The sequence below is a fragment of the Pseudomonas crudilactis genome (genome assembly GCF_013433315.1).
Lineage (GTDB): Bacteria > Pseudomonadota > Gammaproteobacteria > Pseudomonadales > Pseudomonadaceae > Aquipseudomonas > Aquipseudomonas crudilactis.
This window is the reverse complement of record NZ_WXVV01000008.1, coordinates 195,577-218,764: the sequence shown is the minus strand read 5'-3', so window position 1 is coordinate 218,764 and position 23,188 is coordinate 195,577. Positions and strand designations below refer to the sequence as shown.

The 23,188-nt window shown below is 59.7% G+C and carries 16 protein-coding genes; 5 read left to right on the top strand and 11 right to left on the bottom strand.

Translation table 11 applies throughout. The features are described from left to right. Positions 1–32 precede the first annotated feature (32 nt). A complete protein-coding gene (locus GTU76_RS11445) occupies positions 33–4,127 on the top strand; it encodes a Tc toxin subunit A-related protein (protein ID WP_180698653.1) in 4,095 nt (1,364 codons plus the stop codon). Next, entirely contained in the window at positions 4,120–8,841 is a 4,722-nt protein-coding gene (locus tag GTU76_RS11440) for an Ig-like domain-containing protein (protein WP_180698652.1), read from the top strand. Before GTU76_RS11445 ends, GTU76_RS11440 begins: the two co-directional genes overlap by 8 nt. A 54-nt stretch (positions 8,842–8,895) precedes the next feature. On the opposite strand, the gene GTU76_RS11435 is transcribed toward GTU76_RS11440, so the two are convergent. The 6 genes from GTU76_RS11435 to GTU76_RS11410 are packed head-to-tail and all read right to left on the bottom strand — an operon-like array spanning position 8,896 to position 15,615. Next, positions 8,896–10,227 (bottom strand): DUF58 domain-containing protein, encoded by a 1,332-nt coding sequence (locus tag GTU76_RS11435; RefSeq protein WP_180698651.1) that lies wholly within the window; start codon positions 10,225–10,227, stop codon positions 8,896–8,898. Further along, positions 10,224–11,225, bottom strand: coding sequence for an AAA family ATPase (locus GTU76_RS11430; protein WP_016983118.1), 1,002 nt, complete (start codon positions 11,223–11,225; stop codon positions 10,224–10,226). Before GTU76_RS11430 ends, GTU76_RS11435 begins: the two co-directional genes overlap by 4 nt. Next, positions 11,222–12,385, bottom strand: a complete 1,164-nt coding sequence (locus tag GTU76_RS11425) for a DUF4350 domain-containing protein (RefSeq protein WP_016983119.1) — start codon at positions 12,383–12,385, stop codon at positions 11,222–11,224. The genes GTU76_RS11430 and GTU76_RS11425 overlap by 4 nt, the downstream gene beginning before the upstream one ends. Beyond that, positions 12,382–13,929, bottom strand: a complete 1,548-nt coding sequence (locus GTU76_RS11420) for a DUF4129 domain-containing protein (protein ID WP_016983120.1) — start codon at positions 13,927–13,929, stop codon at positions 12,382–12,384. The genes GTU76_RS11425 and GTU76_RS11420 overlap by 4 nt, the downstream gene beginning before the upstream one ends. After that, a complete protein-coding gene (locus GTU76_RS11415) occupies positions 13,916–14,893 on the bottom strand; it encodes a stage II sporulation protein M (protein ID WP_016983122.1) in 978 nt (325 codons plus the stop codon). Before GTU76_RS11415 ends, GTU76_RS11420 begins: the two co-directional genes overlap by 14 nt. After that, on the bottom strand, positions 14,890–15,615 hold the full coding sequence (locus GTU76_RS11410; protein ID WP_180698650.1) for an RDD family protein: 726 nt from the start codon (positions 15,613–15,615) through the stop codon (positions 14,890–14,892). Before GTU76_RS11410 ends, GTU76_RS11415 begins: the two co-directional genes overlap by 4 nt. Positions 15,616–15,796: 181 nt before the next feature. On the opposite strand from GTU76_RS11410, the gene sbcB reads away from it, so the two are divergent. Beyond that, positions 15,797–17,227 (top strand): exodeoxyribonuclease I, encoded by a 1,431-nt coding sequence (sbcB, locus tag GTU76_RS11405; RefSeq protein ID WP_180698649.1) that lies wholly within the window; start codon positions 15,797–15,799, stop codon positions 17,225–17,227. Positions 17,228–17,327: 100 nt separating this feature from the next. Here sbcB and mvaT read toward each other — a convergent pair whose 3' ends face one another. Then, a complete protein-coding gene (mvaT, locus tag GTU76_RS11400; protein WP_016983124.1) occupies positions 17,328–17,705 on the bottom strand; it encodes a histone-like nucleoid-structuring protein MvaT in 378 nt (125 codons plus the stop codon). 337 nt (positions 17,706–18,042) lie between these two features. Here mvaT and purU point away from each other — a divergent pair, with 337 nt between their 5' ends. Together purU and GTU76_RS11390 are read left to right on the top strand one after the other, a co-directional pair. Then, complete coding sequence (purU, locus tag GTU76_RS11395; RefSeq protein WP_016983125.1) at positions 18,043–18,891, top strand: formyltetrahydrofolate deformylase; 849 nt, start codon at positions 18,043–18,045, stop codon at positions 18,889–18,891. An 85-nt stretch (positions 18,892–18,976) separates the two neighbouring features. Further along, positions 18,977–19,156 (top strand): hypothetical protein, encoded by a 180-nt coding sequence (locus GTU76_RS11390; RefSeq protein WP_180698648.1) that lies wholly within the window; start codon positions 18,977–18,979, stop codon positions 19,154–19,156. Here the strand turns inward: GTU76_RS11390 and gpgF are convergent. From gpgF to GTU76_RS30570, 4 genes are all read right to left on the bottom strand, one after another. After that, positions 19,140–20,138 carry a glucosaminyl phosphatidylglycerol flippase gene (gene gpgF / locus GTU76_RS11385; RefSeq protein ID WP_175553366.1) on the bottom strand — a complete coding sequence of 333 codons (999 nt, stop codon included), beginning with the start codon at positions 20,136–20,138 and terminating at the stop codon, positions 19,140–19,142. The two genes, GTU76_RS11390 and gpgF, sit on opposite strands and share 17 nt — an antisense overlap. After that, positions 20,135–20,911: an N-acetylglucosaminyl phosphatidylglycerol deacetylase gene (gene gpgD / locus GTU76_RS11380; RefSeq protein ID WP_180698647.1), complete on the bottom strand. Its 777-nt coding sequence runs from the start codon at positions 20,909–20,911 to the stop codon at positions 20,135–20,137. Before gpgD ends, gpgF begins: the two co-directional genes overlap by 4 nt. Beyond that, entirely contained in the window at positions 20,904–22,016 is a 1,113-nt protein-coding gene (gene gpgS / locus GTU76_RS11375) for an N-acetylglucosaminyl phosphatidylglycerol synthase (protein WP_175553368.1), read from the bottom strand. Before gpgS ends, gpgD begins: the two co-directional genes overlap by 8 nt. Positions 22,017–22,398: 382 nt before the next feature. Then, complete coding sequence (locus tag GTU76_RS30570) at positions 22,399–23,163, bottom strand: methyl-accepting chemotaxis protein (RefSeq protein ID WP_425503636.1); 765 nt, start codon at positions 23,161–23,163, stop codon at positions 22,399–22,401. Between the last annotated feature and the right edge of the window lie 25 nt (positions 23,164–23,188).

Sequence of the window (23,188 nt, the reverse complement as noted above, 5' to 3'; positions counted from 1 at the left end):
TGTCCCCGGAGCATATCCCAAGGAGCAGGATCATGGCATTGAGCAACATTGGCGGGCTGCTGGAAAAACGTCGCGCGGCACTGCTCGAATACTGCATCGGCCAGGTGGCCAATGCGAAATATCCGTTCTTGAAAACGGCGGCCGATCTGTTCGAACTGCTGCGCATGGATCCACTGGACACCTACCAGGTGCGCAGTTCGTGGGTAGCCGAAGCGACCAGTTGTGCACAGCAGTACATTCATGCGGTGTATCGCAAGCTGGAACCGGGCTTTGAGAAGCAAGCGTTCGACAATCGGCATTTGCTCGAATGGGAGCTGTACAACAACTATCCCGACTGGGCCGCCGTGCAGCTGATTTCGTTTTACCCGGAAAACTTCATCAATCCCTTTGTACGCCTGCGCAAGACCAGCCTGTTCAGAACCCTTGAAAACAATCTCAATCAGGCACGCTTGAGCAACGATTCCGTGCAGTCGGCGCTGCAGGACTACCTGCAGACCTTCGAACAAACCTGCGATCTGGATGTGATCAGTTGCTACATGGATAGCATGACGCCTGCCCGCGCCAATTATTACTTTGTCGGGCGACAGCGGGTGCAGCCCTTCCAGTACTTCTGGCGCAAGGCCGAGATTGAACTGGGCAGCCAGAGTGTGGCGGTCAATCCGGCGGCCTGGAGTGAATGGCAAGCCGTGGAAATCCCCGTTGCCGACGAGGTGCTGGATATTCGCCCGGTGTTCTGGAATGGCCGGTTATGTCTGGTCTGGGCGCAATGGCGTGTGAAGGTCGCAGCGAAAGATGGCTCAGGCGATATTCCTTACAAACTGGACATCAATCTGGCGTTCATGACCCAGAACGGCCAATGGTCGGCGCCGCTGTGCCTGCACAGCTCCGAGCATGGGCAGATTCTTTTGCCGGGCGCTCGGTTGATTGCGAGTGTGCGGACCGATTACCTGGACCCGAAGGGCAAGCTTGGGGTTTTAATGACGGGCAGTTTTGATCCTGTAAAACTTGCTGGCCTGAGGGTGCATGCGGTTTACGACGTGTTGATGCGCCCGGTCGCCGGCGACGGTGGGGGATGGCTGGATCTGGCGCTCCAGCATCGATTCGTCAACAACGAAACGGTTCAGCATCCACTGAGCAGCCAGGTGACGGCCGTTCCCCGTGTCGAGACAGAGGGTTTTCTGACGCCGCATATGGATCTGCAAGTCATGGCGTTGCGGGTGGGAGATGAAGATATGATCACGGTGCAGGGATATTGCAGGCCCACCGGACTTGCCAGTGCCATGGTGAAGATCAAACTGTGGCTTGTGGGCGGTTCAGGTGAGGATCCTAAACCGCTGGAACAAGAGCTGGATCAGGCGGGTGGTTGGGTAACCGAATCGTTGGTATCCAGCCGAAAAAAAGGCTCATGGCCGAAGCCGACCACTTTTGCATTAGCCGGCCCCACCGCTTATACGGGCGATAAGCGATTTCACCTGACCATCGTCGACCTCGAGGATTTCGTCCCGCCCTCCTTGTGCAAAAACGCTGTCGATGCGGCGCAGTTTCTTTCCTTCAATCAGTCTGACTTGCAACTGAAGTTCGTCCGGCTCAATTCATTGTTTGGCCCGGAACTGGTGCAGCGCTCCAATGGTTCCGTGGACGCCGTGCTGGACTGGAACACTCAGTTCATTGCCGAGCCGTCGCCCACCGGGGTGCCGTTCGTTGAGCCCAATGGTGCTTTCAACGGCGCCAATGGCCTGTTTTTCTGGGAGCTGTTTTTCCATCTGCCGCATTTGATGGCCACGCGCTTGCGCGATGAAGAGCGCTTCCGTGAGGCACAAAACTGGCTGCATTACGTGTTCGATCCACAGGCAACTGCCGATCCTCGGGAACATCCAGACTATCCCAACCCAAGACCGGCATACTGGCGTTGCCGCCCCCTGGACATCGTCAGAACTCCAGGCGATCCGGGTTGTGAAGTTCAGAACCCCACGGATCCGGATGCCATCGGCTACGCAGCACCGGCGCACATGCAGATTCTGGCATTCACCGACTATGTGAAAAACCTGATGAGCTGGGGCGACTGGTATTACCGGCAACTGACCCGCGACAGTCTGGTGGCCGCCAAGCTGTGCTACGTCCAGGCCGGGTTTCTGATGGGCAAGGCACCGACCGCCAACACGGCGACCCGTTGGCAAACGACCAAGGTCGCCGACTTGCTGGAGCAGAGCACTGTGCGGCCGCGGCTCGAAGCCTTTGAAAAGACGCTGAATTTCAGCCTGGCGGATTACCCGGTCGCTTCCGATACCCCGCCGATGCTCGGATTGTTGGCCTGTGGGCCTTTTGAAATCCCCATCAATCAGTCGCTGCTCGACCTGTATGCCGCGCCTGAACTACGGATGCACAACCTGCGCCACAATCTCACCATAGAGGGCAGGCCTATGGATCTTGCGCTGTTCAGCCCGCCGACGGATCCCAATCAATTGCTGCGCGACCTGGCGACCGCTGGCGTGGCCGGGCCGAGACCGATGGGTGGGCGAATGGTGGTCAATGCCTTCCGTTGGCGTGTGACGTTCGAAGTCGCACTGCGGGCCGTGCAGGCGCTGCAGGATTACGGCAGTCAGGTGCTCAATCTGCTGGAGCGGCGTGATCGCGCCGAGCAGGAAGAATTGCAGCAAAACCATCTGGTGGAATTGGGCAGCTATGTCGAAACGGTGCAGGATCAGTCGATCGCCCAACTGGAGGCGAATGTGACAGCGCTGCAGCAAAGCCGGACCATGGCGCAGGAGCGGGCGGATGCTTACGCAGCGCGTTACAACGAAAACGTCTCGGCGATCGAATATCAGGTCATGTCGAGCCTGAAACAGTCGAAAACCTCCGCGTTGCAGGCCAGGGTCGTCAGGACCGCCGGGGGCGTCATCGGGGCGTTGCCGAAAATATTCGGCACCTCCAATGGCGGCTTCAAACCGGAACATGTGTTTGATGCAGCGGCTTTCGGCATGGAGGTTGCCTCGTCGCTGTTGCAGATCGATGCCGACAGCCAGGCCACGACCGAAGGTTACCGGCGTCGCCGAGGCGAATGGGCGCTGCAGCGTAATCAGGCAATGGCGGAGGTGCGTGCGCTCGATGAGCAGATCGTGGCGCAGAATCATGCGGTCGCTGCGGCACGATCCAGCCTTGCGCAGACCTTGCGGGCCAACAGTCAGGCATTGACGGTCTACAACTACCTGAAAAAACGTGCGAGCAATGCCGAACTGTTCGGCTGGATGCTCGGCCAGCTCAAGGCGCTGCATTATCAGGCCTACGATGCGGTCATCAGCCTGTGCCTCAGCGCCCAGGCTTCGCTGGCCGCCGAAACCGGTGATTACGATACGCAAATCCCCTTGCCTCAGGTGTGGCTGGACCATCGTCATGGTCTGACCGCCGGTGAGCAGTTGCGCGGGCATCTGCTGCGTCTGGAGCGTGAATATCTGCAACGCCACGAGCGACGGCTGGAGCTGGTAAAAACCATTTCCCTGCGACAGTTGTTCGACGACGAAGTGGAACCTCAGGTGGGCATTGCCAACTGGGCGGATGCCTTGCAGCAACTGACAGACACCGGGGTACTGGAATTCAAGCTGACCCAGTTGCTGTTCGATCGCGATCATCCCGGGCATTTCTGCCGGCAGATCAGTTCGGTAGAGGTCGATCTGCCGGTTCTGACCGGACCCTATGAGGATGTGCGGGCGACCTTGCTGCAGATCAGCAGCATGACGGCGACCCGGCCAACCACGCAGTCCGTGCAGTACTTGCACAATCCGGGCGGGGTAGCGCCGCTGGATGTGGTGATCAATTTGCGCAGCGCTCAGCAAATAGCCTTGTCGGTGGGCATCGCTGACAACGGTCTGACGAACATGAAGCCCGATGAAGGCCTGCTCCGTCCGTTTGAATGCACTGGCGCGATCTCCAACTGGCGATTGACTGTCCCGTGGCCGGGCAAACGGTTGCAGGCCGCCATGCTTGCGTCGTTGACCGACCTCATTGTGCGTATCCATTACACCGCCAAGGCCGGAGAGCCGACCTTCGTCCAGAAAGTCGTAGACCTGGTCACCCAGGCTGAAAACGCCAGGCTGAACGAACAGGCCAAAGGAGCGAGCGATCATGCATGAGCCAGTCATCCAAGCGAATCAAAGTCTGGTGCTCAACGGTGATTTCACTCACCAGCTCAACCACTGGACTCACAAAGGGTCAGTCGGCTCAACGAGTGAAATGTATGAAGGCGCGTTTATCAGTTTCCTGGTGGCGGGGGTCGGTGGCTCGGTTACACAGCAGGTATCAGTGCCTAAAAAGCCCGATGCCGGCGCCAGTTACGAACTGACATTTTTGTGCGAGTTTCGCCCGGGGGCTGACTGGTCGGGCCAGCTCGGAACGTTGCGCATCCTCAAGGGCAACACGGAGTTGATGAGCATCGAACTCAAGCGCGAGATGCTACGCAGCCTTGAGAACGATAACGCTCGTCTGGCGACGGCACAGCCGTTGGATTTCATTCCGATTGCCTATCGCGAATCGCTGGATCACCTGGCATTCGACAGCGGCGAAACCTTGACCTTCGAAGTCAACGGTGTGCCGAGCAACCCTTCAGATAAGCGCTCGGTTGTGCGTATCACGCGCATCGACCTTCAACTGAAACTGGAGCCCTTGAAACTGCAGGCGCTAAGTCTGGACGAGGAGACCCTGACGCCAGGCCAGACGTTGTATCTGTGCCTGGGGGCATCCCTTGGCGGCGCATTGGACGACTTCCTTTTCACTCCACACAAGCTGTCTTTTATGCCTGTAGCCGGCAGCGCCTGGCTGGATACCCAGATCGCATTGACCAGCCACGGTAACCCGATGGACGCGGTCAAGGCTGATCCTGAATGGGGTGTCGATCAGGCGCTGCTGTCGCATTGGTCGCTCGACTGCCCGGCGATCGGCGAAGAGAAAAGCTACGATTTTTCGATAAGCCTGGTTAACCAGTACAGCGCCGAACCTTATGCGATTGACGTTTCGCTGGGGCATCACCGCCTGGCCTTTCGCGAGGTACAGGAAGCGGCTTACTACCCGGTGCTTGAATATGCGCAGAGTGTCCGGCTCGGCGTGCAAGTCGTTTCGTTCTACACCGGCCAGGCGCTGGATGGCCGGACAGTGAACTGGACGGCGTCCGGGCAAGGTGTGCTGGGTGCTGGTATCACTGACGAGCAAGGCTGGATTTACTTTGATTTTGCACCGAGTAATGCGGGTGATGTGGTCATCAAGGCAGCGGTCGAAAGCCCTTATTACGCCAGTGGCGAAGTAACCCACGAATTTGCGGTCAAGGTGTTGGCGACGGATCCGTGGAAGGCGTTGCGATCCGTCGTCGAGGAGATAGAAACGCAGTGGGATGTGACCGGTTATCCCAACCGGGGCGCCGCGCACCCTGTCATCGTGCGCCTGCTCGCCGACAGCCCGTTGCAGGGCACTGATCTGTCGCTGCACTGGAGCGGCGTCGGGCACGAGCAATTGGGGATCACGGTCAGGCCGCCGCTCGAGGAGCCGGTTCCGTTCGATGGGCGCGACAGCCTCTGGACGCTGACCAGCGAGGACCGGCTCGACGGTCGCTTTGATCTGTCATTGGTCTGCTCAAAGCTGTTGTTGCCATCTGTAGCCAAACCGATGTCGCTGGCGCGCAACCGGATCAAGGTGGGGGAGGTGCGTGAGGCCAACAAATATCCGATCGTCGACGAGGCCGAGAGCGTGCTGCTGCGGGTGCAAGCGGTGCATGAAGTGGCCAGAGGCGATGGTGATCCGGTCAGCAATGCGTTGGTCGAATGGGTGATTCCCGACGGTGACCCGGTCCACAGTGCCACTGGGTCGGGCGGCTGGGCCAGTTTGCTGTATACGCCGAAAACTGCCGGGGAAAAGACCATCACGGCCCGGCTCAAGGCGCACCCGGAAGCGATGTCGGTCGAGCACCCCTTCACCGTCACGGCCTATGCCACCAGCCCATGGAAAAGTCAGGTGAAAATCTGGCTCGACGACGCTGAGGTTCAACGCAATACACTTGGCGTGCTCTGTCGACGTGGACAGACTCATACCCTCAGAGTCGAACCGGTTACCGGCAGTGATTGGCTCGGGCGCAATATCAGTCTGCACTGGCGCGGCGTTGATCCTGATATCGGGTTGCGGCCCACAGACTTGGGAACGCTCAAGCCATTGACGTTGCCAGGGCCGCAATGGCAACTGGTCTCCGACAGCAGCACCAGCCTTAGCAGCCTGTTTGAGCTGGAACTGCGCCTTGAAGGCGAGACAAACGTTCGCGAGTTGGCAGGACGGCTGATGTTTGCGGAACTGACGGGGGAAATGTCGCTGATGCTCGATCAGGTGCCATCGGCGCTGGATGATCGCAGCTTGTATCCGTGCCTGGGGGCCGTTCACCGCTTCAACGTTTTACCTCATGCACTGAGCCCGTTGGTGGGGCTTGAGGCATCCCTGATCTGGTCGGGCACACCGGCCGATTCACTGGGCGCGACCGTCGCCCCGCCGCTGGAGCATACGCAGACACTGAACGACGGCGGCGCAATCTGGACGCTGGACTTCACCGGCAGTGAGACGCAAGGCGAGTTTGCTCTGACCCTGGCCCTGCCTCAGTTGAGTTTCGAGGCGATCGCCAAGCCGATGACACTGGCTCACAACAAGGTCAGATTCGAGGCATGGCGCGAGTCGGCGGTGGATCCGGTCATTGGCCAGGCGCCGGCGTGGATGTGGGTGCAGGTGTACTCGCATTACACCAACCGCCCTGTGGATCAGGCACCGGTGAGCTGGATCATCGATGGCAATCCTCGCGATATCCAAACCACGACCGATGGCTGGAGCGGCTTTGACTTCAGGCCGCAGGTTGCCGGTGAAGAGTCGGTAACCGCAGCGGTACTCAGTCGTTATGACGACTACGAAGATCGTCGTCCAATGACAGTCAGATCGCTGGCCAGTGATCCCTGGGAGGGGCTGATGGTCAGTTTCGACAAGCAGTCGGAACAGCCAATGGGTCAACAAACGTTCTTTCCGCGACGCAAGGGTCAACATGAACTGCGCGTGCGAGCGCTGGACGGCAGTGACTTGCTGGGTCAGTACCTGACACTGGGCATGACGGAGTCCGGGCCAGCGGCACTCGGCATCCGTTTCGAGGAACCGAGGTTGGGCGATCCCAGATTATTTTCGTCCGCAGGACTGACCTATAGGTTCCGGGTGGACGACCTCAAGGATGGCAGCTTTGGATTGCACTTCTCGTCGACGCGGCTGGCCAGTCTGTCTCCCGTGAACGCCATGTCGCTGGGACAAGGCGAACAGGTGGTGAAGATCGCTGAACGCCAGCGGGTCAATCAGACGTTGTTCTGGGGCGATGCCGTGACTGAACAGATCACGGTCATCTCCTCGATCAGCGGCAAGCCGATGGTTGGGGTCACTGTGACCTGGCGCAGCCCCGACCTTGGAGAGGTGACATCGATCACCAACTTTCACGGGGTGGCGAAGATTGAGTTTGTACCGACTACAACGGGAGCGCTGGAGCTGACCGTATCGGTGGGCGGAGCACTGCACTCGGATTCGATAGCGTTGCCGTTCTTCGTGCATGAGCCTCGGGAAATCCAGTCGTTGATCAGTTCTGATCCGACGGGATATCCGGGGCAAGAAGTCAGCGCACAGGTCATTGTGGTTTCTGCCAGAACAGGCGAGCCCCTCGTTGATGTCGACGTGGAATGGGAATACCCGGGCATCAAGATCGCCCCGACGAAAACGGATGGTACCGGCAAGGCCGAGGTCGCGTTCAGACTCCCACCGGTCAAGGAGGGTTGGTTGCTTGCCGCTGTGAAGGGCGGCTACGCCGGATGGGAGGTCAGATCGATGATGTTTACCGCGATTGCAAACTCGGACACCTGGTTGCAGGAATTCACGCTTTGGCTCAATGGCGAAGAGGTGAGCCTTGTCGACGGGAAGCTGCTGCTGTCTCACGCAACCGCTTACGATCTGGAGTTAAGGGTAAGGCCGCACAGTTGGCTGATCCCCTGGGCTGAAGTGGCACTTGAAGACTCATCCGGGGCGCAGGCGCTCGGGCTGACGTTTGATCCGGATCTTGAAACCTTGCGTCCGGTGGACGGTGAACCCATTCGATGGTCTGTTAATAACGAAGGCCCATGGCGCAATGGCGACTTCACTTTAAAGTTGACCAGTCCCAGCATTCCGGATCGATTGTTGCCGGGGCAACTGTTTGATATCGAGGCAGAGCTGGACATGCAGTTCGACAGTTTTGCGAAGGTCTTTGGGCATGACACGTTGTATCCTTGTCATCGCGTGGCGCACGTAATCAGATTGCGGGCAAAGTCTGGCAGTTCGCTGACGGGGGCTTATGTAAGGCTGGGATGGCAAGGCGAAAGCGCCGAGAGCCTTGGATTGAGCATAACGCCTGATCTTGCACAGGAACATCAACTCGGACAAGACTGGTTGTTCTGGACTCTCGATTGCCGAGAAAGTATCCGGGATGGCGCGTTTGCCCTGACGCTGAAGACACGGAATGATCAATGGCTTATTTCGCCAGCGGCCATGCGCCTGGCGCATAACTGGGTGGATGCAGAACGGTGGCGCGAAGACATTGAAATGGGTAACGGGGAAATAATGACCCGAAATTTCATTCGGGCGACCTCCAAAATGAAGAAAGAGCTTGCGCCGGGAGTTCGAGTCTCCGTTCAGCATTCCGATTCAAGCGAGACCTACTACGTAACAACCGATCTTGCCGGTGAAGCGTTCGTTAATACGTACAGGGGCGTAACTGCCGAACTGAAAATTTACAATCACTATGACGGCAGCACTGTCTGATTGTGAGTTTTGGTCGTGGGAATAAATCAGCACCTTTTCCAACTGAAGAAGGCGCTAAAAACCTCCGGCACTCTTCAAAGCCAGATACCGCGTCACCAGTTCGCCCCCCAGTTCCGCTGGCCGGACATCCACTACCGGAACCCCATGAGCCCTCAAGCGCTCATGGAGTTCTGCCTGCTCGTTCAAATAACTCACCGTCCCGCAATAGGCCAGAGCCTCGGGCAAGGTTTGCACCGGTGCATGTCGCAGGGCGTCTAGCGTCTCCTCGCGCAGGCTTGCCACCATCACGCGGTGCTGTGTGCTCAGGCGTTTGACGGCAGCCAATAGTTCATCGTCGACTTCATCGCGCAGGTTGCTGACCAGCACCACCAATGCCCGGCGTTTTTGCCGGGCCAATAGTTGATTGGCGGCGGCCTGGTAGTCGGCAGGGCGTTGTGTGCTGCCCAGGTCATACACTGTGTTGAGCAACACGTTCAGTTGCCCGGCGCCTTTGACTGGCGCGAGATGGCGCGGCTGTTCGCTGGCGAAGGTACTCAGTCCCACCGCATCGCCCTGGCGCAGGGCCACATAACTCAGCAGCAGGCAAGCATTGAGCGCATGGTCGAAATGCGACAGCTCGCCGTCCTGGCTGCGCATGCATCGGCCGCAGTCGAGCAGAAAGATGACCTGCTGATCGCGCTCGTCCTGATACTCGCGGGCAATCGGTGTGCGTTGACGGGCGGTGGCTTTCCAGTCGATCTGGCGCAGGCTGTCGCCTTCACGGAATTCGCGCAACTGATGGAATTCCAGACCCTGACCGCGCCGTTGGCGCTGACGCACACCGAGCTGGCTGAGCCAGTTGTCCACGGCCAGCAGTTCACCGCCGTAGAGTCGGGCGAAGTCGGGGTAGACGCGGGTCTGGTCGCTGACATCGAGCAGGCGTTTGCCTGTCCATAATCCCAAGGGACTGGGCAGGCTGACCTCGCAGTGAGCGAAGCTGAAATGGCCGCGTTGGAGCGGGCGCAATCGATAACCGAGCAGGTTGCGCCGGCCGGGTTGCAGTTCAATCGACAGCGGCAGGTTTTCGAAACTCAGCCCGGCTGGCGGGTGATCGAACAGTTCAATGTGCGTCGGTTCGCTGAAGTCATGTTCGACTTCCAGGCGCACTTCACCCCAGCGGCCGAGCGCAAGACTGCCGGGCATCTGCCGTGTGATGCGCGGTGTTGGCAGGCGTTGCAGGCGCAGGGCATCGAGCACCGCCAGGGCCAATAGCGCCAGCAGCAACCCCCAGTTGATCGATATCAGGCTGGCAGGGATGTCGACTTCCAGCGCCCGCAATGTACCCAGAACGATGCCGACCGCCAGCAGCAAGGCCAGCCAGATCAACAGCAGGCGTGAGGGTTTCACAGCCGCGGCGCCGCAATCTGGTCGAGCAGTTGCTGCAGCACCTGATCGACCTGCAGCCCTTCAATGTCCAGCTCCGGGGCAATGCGTACGCGATGGCGCAGCACAGCCAGTGCGCAGCCTTTGATGTCGTCCGGGATCACGAACTCGCCGCCGCGCAACAACGCGCGGGCACGGGCGCAACGCACCAGTGCGATCGAGGCGCGGGGCCCGGCGCCGAGAATCAGCCCCGGCCAGGTGCGCGTGCTACGGGCCAGACGCACGGCGTAGTCGAGCACCTGATCGTCCAGCGGCAAGTCACTGGCGATGCGTTGCAAAGCTTGCACGTCCTTGGCTTGCAACACCGTGCGCAGCGGTTGCACATCGAGCATGTCGGCGCGGGTTGAACGGCTGACCTGTCGCACCATGTTCAACTCTTGATCCGCGTCCGGGTAGTCCATGCGCACCTTGAGCATGAACCGGTCAAGTTCGGCTTCCGGCAGGGGATAGGTGCCTTCCTGTTCGATCGGGTTCTGCGTCGCCAGGACCATGAACGGTTGCGCGATCGGCAGGGCGCGACCTTCGAGCGTGACCTGCCGTTCCTGCATCGCTTCGAGCAAGGCCGCCTGGGTTTTCGCCGGGGCGCGGTTGATCTCGTCGGCCAGCAACAGGTTGGTGAACAGCGGGCCTTTGCGCAGCTTGAACTGCTCGGTTTGCAGGTCGTATACGGCGTGGCCAGTGACGTCGCTGGGCATTAGATCCGGGGTGAATTGAATCCGCGCAAACTCGCCGCCGAAACAACGGGCCAATGCGCGCACCAGCAGGGTTTTGCCTAGCCCCGGCACGCCTTCAAGCAATACGTGGCCACCGGCGATGAGCGCCGTGAGCACGTCGTCGATCACCTGGTTCTGGCCGATCAGGGCTTTCTGCAATTCGCCGCGCACCGCTTGCGCCAACTGGCTGGCACGCTGGCGTTGCTGGGCGGCGTGGCTGGCGCTGCCGGGCTCGATCTGTTCAGTCATAGCGTGTTCCTCAAGGTTTGCAGGTGGGCGACCTGGCGGCAGAAATCGGCGCTGGAGATCCGCCGGTTCGGCACCGGGCTCAGGGCCTGGCTGATAGCGCGGGTGGGTAGCCGGGTCAGGCGCGACAATGCCAGCCATTGTTCGGCAACGTTCAATTGATCGAAGCCGGGATGGCGGCGACGGGCGCGGCGCAGCACATCCTGTTGTAGTGCTTGCAGCAGTGCCTGTTGGCCGTTGTGGCGCAGCAGGAAATCGGCGCTGGCGCGCAGGTGTTCCTGCAATTGTCGGCGTCCACTCGGGGCGGGTAGCTGAAGTGGGCCGTGGCGTACACCGACATGCCACAGCCACAGGCCGATCAACGCGAGCAGGGCAACGATGGCTTGCGGGAAGTAGCGCCAGAGCAAGGTCAGCAGGCCATCGTGCTCGGTGTTGTAGATCAACGTGACGTCGGTGTCGGCGCTCAGATACCAGAGCAGCCAGGCGTTGTCGTATTGGCTGATGATGTTGTTCTTCCACAACTCGGCGTCGGTGACCACGGTGATCGAGCCAAGGCTGTAGGGCAGTTGCATCATGTGCGTGGCCTTGGCGCTGTTGGCCCAGGCTTGCGCAAGATTCTTCGGGTCGTCGAGGTGGAAGTCGGTATCGAAACCGGCGTAGGCCGGGGCGTCTTCGTCTTCCAGATAGAGTTTGGTCAATTTCGGGAAGCGGTCTGGCGCCACGTCGGCGGGCAGGTCTTTCAGATCCTTGCTCAGGGATTGATGCAGCTGCACCCGATCAATCAACAGGTCATTGCTTTGTTTGCTCTGCTCATCCCACAGCGATTCGGCGACGAACACCAGCCGCCCGCCGGCCCGCGTCCAGTTCAACACCTGATCGACCTGACGCGGGGTCATGCGTGAGCGGTCGTTGAACAACAGCAACGTATGACGGCGAGGGTCGATTTCCGGCAGTACCGCGAGGCTTTCGGCGTGGCTGACCATGAGGCCGCGCTCACGCAAAAACAGCTCGGCCGCCAGATAAGGATTGGCTTGCGCGGCGGGCGAGGGGCCGTGATCGACTTCTTCCTGATAAGGCTTGGCCTTGAGGTAGAGGAAAACGCTCAGCGCGCCCAGCAACAGGGCGATCAACGCGCCAACCCACCACAGTGTCCGGCGACTCAACGGGCGGCTCCGGGGCCGAACAAGGCGCGCCAGCCATCGCACAATTCCTGCTGCATGGACGCCGGTGGTACGCGATGCCCGTAGGCCATGTTCTGCCAGTGATTAGTCAGGCTGCGGCTGAAGGCGAGCAGTTCGGGGCGCTGCAATTGTTCAACGTGCGCGAGCACCTGGAGTTCGGTGTCGGCGGGTTTCAGGCTCAGATCGAAGTCATGCAGCAGATGGCTGAGCAACCCTCGATAGAGCAGGCCCAACGCTGCACGGGGCTGGCTTTGCCACAGTTGTTCGGCATGGCCGGCGATGTCGTCAGGCAAGGTGTCGCGGTTCAAATCCAGACCGAAGGCTTGCTGCGGCAACGCTCGTTTCGGTTTGGAAGGCAGTCTGGGGCGGCGGCTGACAAAGGCCTGGAGAAACTCGCGATAGCGCCAGCCCAGCCAGCCCAGCACCGCAATGAGCGTGCCCCACAACAGCACTTCAATGACCTTCGCCAGCACATTCAAGTGTTGTCCGTCGAGCCAGCCCAGCAGGGTTTTCAGCCACTGCGGCGCTTCACCCGGTTTTTGCGCTTCGGCAGGTTTCGCCGGGTCGTCGCCAAAGCGATAGCGGGTGACGACTTCCTTGTTCTTGAACGGCGGCTGTTCAAGCAATGCCTTGATACTGTCCCGTGAGGCCTGGCTAGTGAGTGGTTGATTCAACAAGCGCGGTGCCTGCGGACTGTCATCAGGCTCGGCCGCCCAGGTCGACGGCATATTCGGCAGCACCAGACAGACCGCCAAGAGCAATCCCACCACGCCATTGTTCAGGCGCTGACGCAAGCGGCGGAACACCAGTTCGATATCCCACGCTTCCAGTTGTGTGCGTCGGTTCAGATAAAGGCTGAAACCGCAGGCAACGTAGATCGGCTCCCACACCACCAGCACCAGCGCGTAGAAAGCATTGGTCAGATGTTCCAGCCAGCGCCAGTCTTGATCCGCCGCGAGAATCAGTGACTGCCAGCTCCAATCCGTTTCGACCTGTTGCGGCAGTAACATGTAGAACAGCACCATCAGGCCGATCCACAGCGCGGTTTCCAGATGCACGCCGATGAGGGTCAGCCATTGCGCAGCGCCGGCGTTGCGTTGCAGCAGCACGTGCAGGCGTTGTTGCCGGGCACTGCCGTCGAGACCTTCGAGTTGCACCACCGGCAGCAGAAAACTGCGGCTGAAACTCAGGCGGCGCCAGGTCAGACTGGCCAGCAGTTGCGGTTTGAGCAGGCGTGGCCATTCGCGCAAGGCCTGTTTAAGTGTCGGCGTCTCGCCAAACAGCGCTTGCGACAGGATGTACAGCGGCAGGCGTTCGTACGCTGGTTTCAGCCACCAGAAGATAAACACCGCCAGCGACGGCGAGTCCCACAGCAGCAGGCTGAGCAGGGCGAACAGCGGCAGGGTGACGATCGCCCAACTGGTCATCAGCAGACGCCGGTGTTGCTGGCTCATCAGCACGCCGAGGTCCATGGCCTCCCAGGTCGTGCGCGGGCGGATCACCACGGTGGCGTCACTCAGGCGCATGACGTGTCCTTCCGGCGAACGACAGATAGAGCGCAACCAACGTCCAAAGCCCGGCGCCGACCAGATATTTGGTCAGCGGCGTGACAGTGGCTTTCGACGACCAATAGGCTTCGATAAACGCGGCAATCAACAGGAACAGCATCACCCCGCATACCAGCAACACGCTTTTGCGCGCTGCCCGTTGCAGCGCTTCACCGCGCGTCAGCCGTCCGGGTGCGATCAACGCCCAGCCGAGTTCCAGGCCGGCCGCGCCGGCGAGGGCGATGGCGGTGAGTTCAAAGGCGCCATGGGCGATGACGAATGACCAGAAAGTCTGGCCGAAACCGATCTCGCTGAGATGCCCGGCGACCGCGCCGATGACCATGCCGTTGTAGAACAGAAAGAACGCACTGCCCACGCCCAGCAACAAGCCGCTGGCAAAGGTCTGAAAGGCAATGCCGATGTTGTGCATCACGTAGTAACCGAACATTACCCAGTCTTCACTGGCCGCACGTTCGGCGGGGCGTCCGAGGTGGCCGGCGACCGGATCGTACATGCCTTGCATCTCGCGCACCTGATCGGCGGGGATCAGGTTGTAGACCAGGTCGGGAAATACATACACCAACACGCCGACGCCGATCAGGCTGCCAAAGAACAGCAGGCTGGCGACCAGCACAAAGGGCCATTCGGCGCGCACCAGTCTGGGAAAGTCGGCGAGGATGAAACTCAGCAGATTGGCGCCGAATCGGCTGCGATGACGGTACAGCTGTTGATGGCCGCGCAACACCTGTTGCTGCAGTGAGTCGATGAGGAAACTGCTGTAACCGCGCGCCTGTGCCAGCGCCAGATGTTGGCAGAGGCGTCGATAGGCCTTGGGGAAACCGCCGACTTGCGAGGTGTCCTTGCCGCGCTCAAGGCGTTCGAGGGCCAGCGCAAACCGCTCCCATTCGGCCTTGTGGCGGGTTTCGAAAAGACTCTGCTTCATGTCGGGCCCAACAAACCGCGAGCGATGCCATTGAGTTCAATCACAGCTTTGGGCGCAGAAATATGCAGAGGTTGGGCGAGCAGCGCCGCCAGTTCATTGACCCGCGCTGGCGATAATTCACTCTGGCGCTCGGCAAAGCCAAGCACGGCGCGTTGTTCGCTGAGGGTGAGAGGGACGGGACAGCGTCGCGGTTCGGCATCAGGCAATTGCGGTCGACTCAGCGGGCGTTCGCTGTAGACCACCAGTGTGCCGGCAGCGATGTCGCCGAGGCGTTTGAAGGTCGGGTGTTGCAGGCAACTGAGGGTGCCAAGGAAGTAGCCGAAGGGCAGCAGATCGACAAAGCGCAGCAGGTTGCGCAGCAGCGAGGCCGACCAGCCAATCGGAGTGCCGTCATCGTGCACCACGCGCAGCCCCATCCATTGTTTACCCGGCGAGCGCCCCTGACGCAGCACTTCGAACAGCACCATGTACCACCAGCTGATCGCAAACAGCAGCAGTGAACCCAGGCCCATGCCGAGCTTGCCGAGAAACGCCAGGGCGATGAACAGCACACCCATGACCACGCCGCGCAGAGCCAGATCGATCGCGAAGGCCACGGCGCGCACCATCAACCCGGCAGGGCGCAACGGCAGATCGATGCCTTCCGGCGTTTCGACCTGATACCGCGTATCCAGCGGCGGGGCCAGCGGTGCTTTCCTTGGCGGTGCTGTAGGCTCGAGCATGGGCTACCTGATGTTCGCCTGTTCGGGGGGCAAGTGAGGTCGATGCTAGCAGCCTCACGGGGGAAAACGACATAACTATGTATTGCACCGCGTGTGGCTCGCAGTGATTGAATGACGCGAGGCTGGCCGCGAGCGCGGTTGAACGCCTAGACTTCGCCGATCTTCAGTTCAGGAACCGCCCGTGACTTCAATCTTCTGGTACGACTACGAAACCACTGGCATCAATCCCCGCTGCGACCGTCCGTTGCAGGTCGCCGGGATTCGCACCGACCATGACCTCAACGAGATCGATGAGCCGGTCAACCTCTACTGCCAGCCCAGCGAAGACATCCTGCCGCACCCGGCGGCGTGCGCCATCACGGGCATCACCCCGGGCCAGCTCGCCGAAAACGGTTTGAGCGAAGCCGATTTCATGACCCGCGTTCATGCGCAACTGGCTGCCCCAGGCACCTGCGGGGCGGGTTACAACACCTTGCGTTTCGACGACGAGATGACGCGCTACAGTTTGTATCGCAATTTCTTCGATCCTTACGCCCGCGAGTGGCAGGGCGGTAACAGTCGCTGGGATCTGATCGACGTGGTGCGCGCCGCCTACGCGCTGCGTCCCGACGGGCTGGTCTGGCCGACGGACGACGACGGCCGGGTGACGCTCAAGCTCGAACGCCTGACCGCCGCCAACAATATTGATCACGGCCATGCCCACGAAGCCCTGTCGGACGTGCGCGCGACCATCGCCCTGGCGCGGTTGATCCGTCAGAAGCAGCCAAAACTGTATGACTGGCTGTTCCAATTGCGCAGCAAGCAAAAAGTCATGGATCAGATTCGCTTGTTGCAGCCGCTGGTGCATGTTTCCGGGCGCTTCTCGGCGGCGCGCAGTTATGTTGGCGTGGTGCTGCCGCTGGCCTGGCACCCGAAAAACCGCAACGCCTTGATCGTCTGCGACCTGCACCTCGATCCGCAGGGCTTGCTCGATCTGGATGCGCAAACCCTGCGCCAGCGCTTGTACACCCGCCGTGACGATTTGCCTGAGGGCGAGTTGCCGGTGCCGCTCAAGCTGATTCATGTCAACCGTTGCCCGGTGGTGGCTCCGCTGTCGGTACTGCGTGCGCAGGATCAGCAAAGGCTGGGTCTGGACATGGCGCTTTATCAGGAACGCGCGCTGCGACTAACTGACGCACAACAAGTTTGGAAAGATAAAGTTGCTGCGATTTATGTCAGCGAAGATTTCACCCCGAGCGAAGATCCGGAACAACAGTTGTACGACGGTTTTATCGGTGACCGCGACCGGCGTCTATGTGAGCAAGTGAGGAGCGCTGACCCTTCGCAATTAGCGCAAGAGCAATGGCCTTTCGATGATGAACGTTTGCCTGAATTACTCTTTCGATATCGAGCACGTAACTTTCCCGAGACCTTGAGTTTTGAAGAGCAGGAACGCTGGCGGATATTTTGTCAGCAGCGTTTGTCCACACCTGAATGGGGTGCGCCGAATACCTTGCAATCTTTTACCGAGGCCGCAGAGCAATGGTCGCTTAGTGCGACACCGATGCAGAGAGCCGTACTCGATGAATGGCAGAATTATGTCCGGGCATTACGCAAACGTTTGAATCTTTGAAATCGAACATGATCGGCGCTAATTTTCGCGGATAAAAAAAACGCCAGCATTCGCTGGCGTTTCTTTTCGTGGCAGATTGGTCTGCGACGGGTACTGCGGCTTAGCCCAGCAGGGTAGCCCAGCCTTCAACCACATCACCGCCCCACTTGGCTTTCCACTCTTTCAGAGTTTTGTGGTTGCCACCTTTGGTTTCGATGACTTCGCCGTTGTGCGGGTTTTTGTATTGTTTAACTTTGCGAGCACGCTTGGTGCCGGTAGTTTTTACTGCGCCACCGCGTGGTGCTTTGGTTTTCGATTCTGGATCCAGCAGCGCGATGATGTCACGCAGGGATTTGGAATATTCACCCATCAGGGTGCGCAGTTTGCCTTCGAATTCCAGCTCGGCTTGCAGTTTGTCGTCTTCGGACAGGTTCTTCAAACGGGCTTGCAGCTCTTTGATAGCTTCTTCGGTGGCGCGATATTCGTTGATCAAGGACATGATTACTACCTTAGTAGAGTGCTGAATGGCAGGGGACAGTGCCGCAATAATAGTCAGGCTGTTTCATCAAGTAAACATTTAACCGGACTTTTTATTTAAATTAGTTACGAAAGAAACCGGCAATTTGAATGTTCAGTTAAATAGTGTGATGCAGTCATCACAGATATTCACAGTCAAAGGATCAAACAGGACTCGCGCAGCGCCGCGAGAGTGACGTTTGCCGCCGTCAGAAATCCGAGTGTCGAGGCGGTGCGCGCGAGGGTGCTCATCAGTACTGCAGTTTTGCCGCGCAATCGCTAGAATGGCCGCCTTTGCGAAGTTCTGGAGTTCCCCCCTCATGCGCACTTTTCGGCTGGTGATATCTTGCCCGGACCGCGTTGGCATCGTTGCCAAAGTCAGTAATTTTCTGGCAGCCCACAACGGCTGGATCACCGAAGCGAGCCACCACTCGGACAATCAGGTCGGCTGGTTCTTCATGCGTCACGAAATTCGTGCCGATTCGCTGCCTTTCGGAATTGAAGTTCTGCGCGAGAAGTTCGCGCCGATCGCCGAAGAGTTCTCGATGGACTGGCGCATCACCGACACCGAGCAGAAAAAACGTGTTGTGCTGATGGCCAGCCGCGAGTCCCACTGCCTTGCTGACTTGTTGCACCGCTGGCACAGCGATGAGCTGGACTGCGACATCTCCTGCGTGATTTCCAACCACGACGACCTGCGCAGCATGGTCGAGTGGCATGGCATTCCTTACTACCACGTTCCGGTCAATCCGCAGGACAAGCAACCGGCCTTCGACGAAGTGTCGCGTCTGGTCAAACAGCACGATGCCGAAGTGGTGGTGCTGGCGCGTTATATGCAGATTCTGCCGCCAGACATGTGCCGTGAATACGCACACAAGGTGATCAACATTCACCACAGCTTCCTGCCGTCGTTCGTCGGTGCCAAGCCGTATCACCAGGCTTCCCTGCGTGGTGTGAAACTGATCGGCGCGACCTGCCACTACGTGACCGAAGAGCTGGACGCCGGTCCGATCATCGAGCAGGACGTGGTGCGCGTCAGCCACAGTGACAGCATCGAAGACATGGTGCGCTTCGGCCGTGATGTCGAGAAGATGGTGCTGGCTCGTGGCTTGCGTTATCACCTCGAAGACCGTGTGCTGGTGCACGGTAACAAGACTGTAGTGTTCTGATCGAACTCACGCAGGCTTGAAAAACCAAGGGTCTGGGCGTTCAATCGCTCAGACCCTTGTTCATTCAAGCCTCGAGGAAACCTTCATGAGCGACCCACTGGACAAAGCCACTTCCAAAGCGCCGGCGACTTTGGGCGAGGGGTGTTTGAGTCGATATGATCCCGAGGACATGAGCCCGGAAGATGGCACCGAGTTTCCCGGCGCTGCCGAGTTGTGGGAACAACTCCAGGAAGAGCATCAGGACGACGTCAAGAAGCCTGTCTGACGTTCATCAGCTTCTTCAATAGCGGCCGACCCAACATCAACAGAAACACCGGGCCGCCCACCAGCAGATAAAAGTAATACGTCACCACTCGCCAGATCAGAATCGCCGCCGCTGCGGTGGATTTCCCCACCATCGGCGCCAACAGTGCCGCCGAGGTCAGCTCCGCCGCTCCCGCGCCGCCCGGCAGCAAGCTGAACTGGCCAGCGCCCAGCGAAAGCATCTGCACCAGAAAACTCCACGCCCACTGCAAGTCTGCGCCCAGGCCGCGCAGCGCCAGATACAGCACGCTGTAACGCAACAACCAATGCACGCAGGTCAGGGCGAACACTTTGATCAATGTTTGCCAGGGCAACTTCAACGTATCGGTAAACGCCGCGAGAAAGTGCAGCAACTTGCGCGCCCAGCGACGGCGGGTACCGGCCTTGACGTTCATCCTTGCCAATAGGCGACCGCTCAGGCGAATCAAGGTGCGGTGATAGCGCGCGACCAGCACACAACTGAACAAACCGCCGAACAGCGAAATCGCACTGACGGTCAGTAACCACTCGAGGCGATCGCTGAGGTGCTGGAACAGCGCATAAATCAGAATCCCGCTGAGGGCGCAGAGAAAGAACAGCAAATCGCTGAGCTGATCCATGGCAAACACCGCGCTGCCCCGCGCCGGACGCACGCCCGATCGGGCCAGCAGCGCCATGATTGTCAATGGCCCGCCGCTGCCGCCGGGAGTGGCGCAATAGGCGAACTCGGCGGCCATTACTACGCCAAGGCTTTGCAGCGGCGTGACACGCTCGCGCTGATCGCCGAGTAACAAGCGCAGACGCAAGGTATTGATGCCCCAGCAGAGCAGGATCATGCCGAACATGATCAGCAGCCAGTGCAACGGGAAACTTTGCAAGCGCGACCAGGTTTCGCCGCCACCCAGCACAACCGGAATCAGCACCGCCGCGAGCAGGCCGATCAGCAAGAGAATGCCGCGACTCATGCAGCGTGTCCCCATTGACCGCGCTGTTGGTCGAGCCAGTGGATTTTGGTCATCGGTACGCGTCCTTCACTCAGTAGTCGTTCGAGGGTGTGCAGCCAGTAGTCACGGGAATAACCGTGGCGCATGTCCACGGGATGCAAGCCTAGACGAATCACCGGCGCCTGACGCCAACGCTGTTGACGCTGCTCGCTGACAATCTTCGATAAGCCCCTTCGCCACGCGCTGCGGGCGCTCCAGACCAGGCCTGGTGCGTCGAGGGGGGTGAAATCCGGCAAACGATAAAGATGTTGCGGATCACTGGTGTAGCGCAGCGGTAACTCGCGCAGGGCCTGGCGGGTGCCGTCGCTCATCAACCACGCCGGGGCAACGAAACCGTGCAGCGGCCAGTCGTGGCGCTGGAAGATTTCGATGCCGGCACGCAGGCGGGCGAGGGCGGCTTCATGGGATAAACGATAGAACTCGCCTTCATGGGTGTAAACGCGGCGCATGAACCAGTCGCCCGGTGTCGTCGGGCCGGGCTCCTGGTCATCGTGGAAATAACCATGCAACGCCAACTCATCGCCACGGGCAACGCGCGTATTGAGCATTCGGCAAAATGCCGGCTGATCGTTGAGGGCATTGTGCCGGTGGAAGTCCGGTACGACCAGCCACGTCATCGGCACGTTGCCCAATGCGTCGACGGCCTCGACAAACGGTTGGTAGTCCGCCCACGTCGACGGAGCCACATCGTGCAGCACCAGCAAGACGGCGGGATTATTGGTCGATTCAAGCATTGGCCACCCTGGGCAGCGTATGTCCAAGTACAGCGTGATAGTGGCCCAACAAACTGTCGACCACCGTGTCCCAGGCGTAGTGAGTTTCGACATGCTGGCGGGCCTGAGCGCCGAGCCTGGTACAGCCGCGATTGAACAGTTCGCGCACGGCATTGGCCATCGCCTGCGGGTTGTTCGGTGCGCACAGCAGGCCGCAGGACTCAGTGACAATCTCTTCGAACGCCCCGGCCGCCACCGCCACCACGGGAATGCCGCAGGCCATGGCTTCGAGGATCACCAGGCCGAAGGTTTCCTGGTCGCCGGCATGGAGCAGTGCATCGGCACTGGCCATCAACTGCGCGACGCGTGGCGCGGGACAGAATTCGTCGATCACACTGACGTTGTCCGGCACGGCGGTGGGCATCGACGAACCGACCAGCAGCAAGTGATAGCGCGGGCCGAGGCGCTGCATGCATTTGAGCAGTACCGGGAGGTTTTTCTCTTTCGAGCCGCGCCCGGCAAAAATCAGCAACCGGGTTTCTTCGGCGATGCCCAGTTCTGCGCGTAGTTGCGGGTCGCGGGCATTGGGGTGAAAGGTCTGCAGATCGACGCCCAACGGTTGCACGAAGACATTGCGTACACCGAGGCCGCTGAGCTTGTCAGCCATGACCTGACTGGGCGCCAATACCCGGTCGAAGTTGCCGTAAAGCCTGGTGACATACGCCTCGATATTCGGCGTGACCCAATGGCCCATGCGATTACCTACCAGCAGTGGCAGGTCCGAGTGATAAAAACCGATCACCGGCACATCCAGCTGCCGCCGCGCATCCAGTGCGGCCCAGGCGGTCAGGTAGGGATCGCCGACTTCGATCAGCTCCGGCTGCAAATCGTGCAGCACGTTGCGCCAAGGGGCGAGGCGAAGGGGGAAACGATAACCCTTGCCGAACGGCAGGGCGGGGGCTGGAACCGTATAAACACCGTCGTGTTCGCTGAAATGCGCACCGGGGATCAACAGGCTGTGGCGAGTGCCGGGTTTGATGCTCAACCGGCGGTGTTTGGCATCCAGATAAGTGCGCACGCCACCGCTGGCCGGGGCGTAGAACATGGTGATGTCGGCGATATGCACGGTGATCAACCCTCCGCTGCGTGGTTCTCCCTTGGTTGACCTTTATCAAGAATAGATGTTCGGTCGGGATTGCGCGGTGGGTTTGAAGAGCGCCCTCACCCTAACCCTCTCCCGGGGGGAGAGGGGACTGATCGAGGCGTTTGGGCTTGATACATCGACTTGAAAGTCTTCAGTCGAACTCAGGTTCTGAACAGTATGAAGATCGGCTCCCTTTTCCCTTCGCCCTTTTGAGGGAGAGGGGACTGATCGAGGCGTTTGGGCTTGATACATCGACTTGAAAGTCTTCAGTCGAACTCAGGTTCTGAACAGCATGAAGATCGGCTCCCTTTCCCCCTCGCCCCCTTGGGGGAGAGGGCTGGGGTGAGGGGGTAGGCCTTTGATCTTAGATGCGGAAACTGCCAACCAGTTGTTTCAGACGCGAAGCCTGCTGCTCCAGATCCGAGCAAGCCCGCAACGTCGCCTGCAAGTTCTCCACGCCTTCCTGGTTCAGCGTATTGATCTCGGTGATATCGACGTTGATCGACTCCACTACAGCGGTCTGTTCCTCGGTCGCCGTGGCCACCGACTGGTTCATCCCGTCGATCTCGCCGATACGCTGCGTCACGCTGTTCAGGCGTTCGCCAGCCAGGTTAGCAATCTCGACGCTGTCCTGACTGTGGCGCTGGCTGTTGCTCATGGTGCTCACCGATTCACGGGCGCCGACCTGCAGCTCCTCGATCATGGTCTGCACTTGCTGCGCCGATTCCTGGGTGCGATGCGCCAGATTGCGCACTTCATCGGCCACTACGGCAAAACCACGGCCGGCTTCACCGGCGCGCGCCGCTTCAATCGCTGCGTTGAGCGCCAGCAGGTTGGTTTGCTGGGAAATGCTGGTGATCACTTCAAGAATCTGGCCGATGTTCACGGTTTTGCTGTTCAGCGACTCGATATTGCTGCTCGACGCGCTGAGCATGCTCGACAGTTGATTCATCGCCTTGATGCTGCGATCCACCACCTGCTGGCCGTCTTCAGCCAGGCTACGCGCGTCGCTGGCCTGATTCGACGCCTGTGCAGCATTACGGGCGATTTCCTGCGCGGCGGCGCCGAGCTGGTTGATCGCTGCGGCCACACTGCTGGTGCGCGAGGCTTGCTGATCGGAGTTGTACATCGACGAGTTCGACGCCGCGACCACG